Genomic DNA, 3,364 nt, shown 5'->3' with positions numbered 1-3,364 from the left:
CTGGGGACGCGCGTCTTGATCGCTGCCGAGTCTGCTGATTGGCTGGCCGGCATGACTGATCTTGGACCCGTTGCCTGGCCGCCTGCCCCGATCAGGACCGAGCGGCTCGTGCTGCGTGCGCCCGAGGCCCGGGACCGCGCGGCGGTCATCGAGCTGCTGGCCTCGCCGGAGGTGCACACCTATCTCGGCGGTCCCCGGCTGCGTGAAGAGCTTGAGCGCGAGATGCCGGGGGCCGCCGGGGGCCCCCGGCCCGCGCTCCGGCCTTTTCATAGTCGATCTCGACGGAGCGATGATCGGCCAGATCATGCTCACCAAAGACACGGGGCACCTTCGCCATGCCGCCGGTAGGGCCGAGCTCGGCTACCTGTTCCTGCCGGAGTCGTGGGGGCGCGGGTACGCGGCCGAGGCGTGCGCAGCAGCACTCGACTGGTTCGCCGGCGCGCTTCCCGGCGAACCCGTGGTGCTCGCCACCCAGACCGCCAACGCCCGCTCGATGCGCCTCGCGGCGAAGCTGGGGTTCATCGAGGCAGAGCGGTTCGAGGCCTACGGCGCCGAGCAGTGGTTCGGCGTGTGGTCCTCGCCGGTCCGGGCTACGGAAAGTACGGGTAGAGGCCGATCTCCTCGGGGGTGACCTCGAAGTCGACCCAGGTGGCGACGGCTGACTGGGGGAGTGGGGCGGCCAGGTCCAGCAGGACGGAGGTGTCGCCCAGGTGAAGGACGCCGATTCCGTCCACGGTGACGTCCAACTGGCCTCGTCGGACTGTGCAGCCCCCGCCGGTGAGCAGCGCAGGGCCAGGGGTGGGGGAGGGACGGGCGTTCTGGCCCCAGGCCAGCTCGGTGTCGATCGTCCACTCGACGGTGTACGTGCCTGGGGCGTCGTCCGGTTTGCCGCACCAGTGCGCGGTCAAGTCGCCCACGGGGGTACGGACTTCTGCCATCCGGGACCCATGGATGGCCGTCACCGCTACCTGCATGTGGTCAGGAGGCCCATGCGGCGAACGCCGACCAGGATGCCGGGGCGACCTTGAGCGTCGGGCTCGACTGGAGCTTTGAGTCGCGGATGTGGACGGTGTGGGGGCAGGTCGCCAGTTCTACGCAGTTGCCGCCGCCGGAGTCGCTGTACGAGGACTTGTGCCAGGCGTCGAAGGCCACCTCTACGCATTCGCCGCCGCTGGAGTCGCTGTAGCTCGACTTGAACCACCGCAGGGTGCTGGTCATTTCCGTACTCCCGCCAACCTCTCGATGAGGCCCAGCGATTCACGAGGACCCAGGGCCTGTGCCCGGATCTTTGCATACTGCTGGCCGTACGTACTTACCTTTCCCGGGTCTGTGATCAGCAGGCTCTCGCCCTGAGACTCCAGGTAGACCAGGTGGTCGTGCTCCGGGGTCTCGACTAGGGTCATCCCGCCCCGGGCTCCCGCGTGCTCGCCGCTCAATCCAGCGTCCAACGGCAGCACTTGGAGCGTTACGTTGCGCCGCCTCGCGCACTCCGCCAGGTGCATGAGTTGCTCGCGCATGTTCTCCTGACTGCCGATGGGGCGCGTGAGGACCGCTTCCTCCACGATGAGCTCGATCAGCGCTACTGGGTCCCGATCGAACAGGGCCTTGCGCGCGATCCTGGCTTCAACCAGTTCCGCCACCCTTTGGTCGGGAAGAGGCGGGAAGCCTCCACCGATCAAGGCGTGCGCGTACTGCTCCGTCTGGAAGAGGCCGTGGATGACGAAGTTCACGTACAGACAGAGCCCTACCGCCCGCTGTTCCAGCAGGGCGTAGTCCTGGAACTGCGGCGGGTACTTGTCCAGGCGTACGTACTCCCGTGCCGTCTCGAACACCCCCATTCCTTCTCCAAGGGACTGCTCCAGTTTCACCAGCATGTCGTCGCTCGCGGGCTGCGCGCACGTCTCCATCGCGCTCACCGCTGCCGCCGAGTAGCCGATCTCCTGGCCTAGTTGTTCCTGCGTCCAGCCCCTTCTCGTGCGTAGTGTGCGCGCCAAGTGGGCGACCATTTTGGTCGTCTGGCCCGCTGAATCCTTGTTCTCCGCTCGTGCCATTGCGATCACCGCTTCGACTCAACCGGACTCAACCGGTCACAACCAGTCCCTGCCGAACTCGACCCGGCCCCAAGGGAGTTCGCGCAGGTCAACTCAGGCGCGACGGTCCTTGCGGGGCTCTGGAAAACGCTAGCGGCGATTACCGAAACTGTCCCCGTGGATACACAAAGTCACGAAGTAAACCTGGACTGGATTCCGGCTTCGGGATTCCAGCTCCGGATGGCCGGCGTGCAATTCGACGCCCTGCGGGTGGACGGGGAGGCGGGGCTTCGGCTCGCCGACGTAATGGAGGAGGCGACCGGTGGGGATCCCGGGCCCGTCGTCGCCGAGGCGAATGGGCGGCGCGGGGTGTATTTCCTGGTGCCGCCCGGGAGCACGTCCTTCCGCAGCTGGCCTGTGGGTGTTACACGGCTCAGTTCCGGTCCTGGGCGTGTCAGTTACATCCCGGTGCCTGCGTTGTGCGGGCGCACCTGGCCGCTGTCCTGGCGCTGTCCGCCCAGTGAGGCGGGGCGGTTCGTGCATGCGCTGCTGCTGCGGAGTGCGGCAGACGCGTTGTTGGGTTCGGCTAGGTTCTGACGTCCCGTTGCATCAGCTCCTTGACGACGGAGGCCACGGTCACGAAGTCGTTGTCGGCATGAAGGACGGTGTGCCCGTGGTGGACAGCAGTGGCGCAAACGAGCAGGTCGAGGGCTCCCGCGCTGCGGTGCTGGCCCGCCTGGGTGAGCTTGTACTGGGCGGTGTCCACCCAGCGCCACGCTGTCTTGGGGACCGGGGCCGGGCGGCACAGCAGGTCGAGGTCCGCTGCCAGGTCGTCCCGGTGTGCTGGGCCGGTGGCCGAGTAGAGGAACTCCGTGCGCGTCGGCTCGGCGATGTAGAACACTCTGGCCTGGATGTGCCCTGCCCATATCTGCCGCGTATCGCCGTTGTGCAGCAGGTACCAGAGGGCGGAGGCGTCGAGCAGGTACGTCACTTGCCCCAGGCCTCATTGCGCGCACGTTTGGCGGCGGCATGAGCCTCGGCGGCCTGGTCGAACTCACCCTGTGCGCCCCGCGCTGCGAGCCGGTCGAAGGCTTCGAGCGCCTTGAGGCCGGCTACGACATCCCGCAGCGCGGTGTTGACCGTGTCTTTCTTCGTCTTGGTGCCCAGGAGGCGCATGGCGTCGGCCAGTGCTTCGTCGTCGAGTTCGATCTGGGTGACCGACATCTGAGGTGCACCACCTTCTGTTGGCAATGTATGTCAATAGCGTACGTCGCATACATCGCCTGCGCCCCGGGCTCCTGGAGAGGAATGAGCCGGGGCGCAGGCGATGTATG

At 67.0% G+C, this 3,364-nt stretch carries 6 protein-coding genes and 1 pseudogene; 2 read left to right on the top strand and 5 right to left on the bottom strand.

Annotated features, from left to right (window positions below):
• Positions 1–51: 51 nt before the first annotated feature.
• Positions 52–631, top strand: a pseudogene (locus tag J0695_RS36435) (GNAT family N-acetyltransferase).
• On the opposite strand, the gene J0695_RS36430 reads toward J0695_RS36435, so the two are convergent.
• From J0695_RS36430 to J0695_RS36420, 3 genes are read right to left on the bottom strand one after another with little or no spacing between them, the layout of a single operon-like run.
• Entirely contained in the window at positions 591–938 is a 348-nt protein-coding gene (locus tag J0695_RS36430; RefSeq protein ID WP_206969053.1) for a hypothetical protein, read from the bottom strand. The pseudogene J0695_RS36435 and the gene J0695_RS36430 sit on opposite strands and share 41 nt — an antisense overlap.
• Positions 939–978: 40 nt before the next feature.
• Positions 979–1,218 carry a DUF397 domain-containing protein gene (locus tag J0695_RS36425; RefSeq protein ID WP_206969052.1) on the bottom strand — a complete coding sequence of 80 codons (240 nt, stop codon included), beginning with the start codon at positions 1,216–1,218 and terminating at the stop codon, positions 979–981.
• Positions 1,215–2,051 carry a helix-turn-helix domain-containing protein gene (locus J0695_RS36420; protein ID WP_206969051.1) on the bottom strand — a complete coding sequence of 279 codons (837 nt, stop codon included), beginning with the start codon at positions 2,049–2,051 and terminating at the stop codon, positions 1,215–1,217. The genes J0695_RS36425 and J0695_RS36420 overlap by 4 nt, the downstream gene beginning before the upstream one ends.
• A gap of 219 nt (positions 2,052–2,270) precedes the next feature.
• On the opposite strand from J0695_RS36420, the gene J0695_RS44470 reads away from it, so the two are divergent.
• Positions 2,271–2,627, top strand: a complete 357-nt coding sequence (locus tag J0695_RS44470; protein ID WP_242553647.1) for a hypothetical protein — start codon at positions 2,271–2,273, stop codon at positions 2,625–2,627.
• Here the strand turns inward: J0695_RS44470 and J0695_RS36415 are convergent.
• Positions 2,617–3,021, bottom strand: a complete 405-nt coding sequence (locus tag J0695_RS36415) for a PIN domain-containing protein (RefSeq protein WP_206969050.1) — start codon at positions 3,019–3,021, stop codon at positions 2,617–2,619. The two genes, J0695_RS44470 and J0695_RS36415, sit on opposite strands and share 11 nt — an antisense overlap.
• Positions 3,018–3,254, bottom strand: coding sequence for a type II toxin-antitoxin system VapB family antitoxin (locus J0695_RS36410; protein ID WP_206969049.1), 237 nt, complete (start codon positions 3,252–3,254; stop codon positions 3,018–3,020). The genes J0695_RS36415 and J0695_RS36410 overlap by 4 nt, the downstream gene beginning before the upstream one ends.
• Positions 3,255–3,364 lie beyond the last annotated feature (110 nt).

This window comes from Streptomyces beijiangensis, assembly GCF_017315755.1.
Lineage (GTDB): Bacteria > Actinomycetota > Actinomycetes > Streptomycetales > Streptomycetaceae > Streptomyces > Streptomyces beijiangensis.
This window is presented reverse-complemented; position numbering and strand designations above follow the sequence as displayed.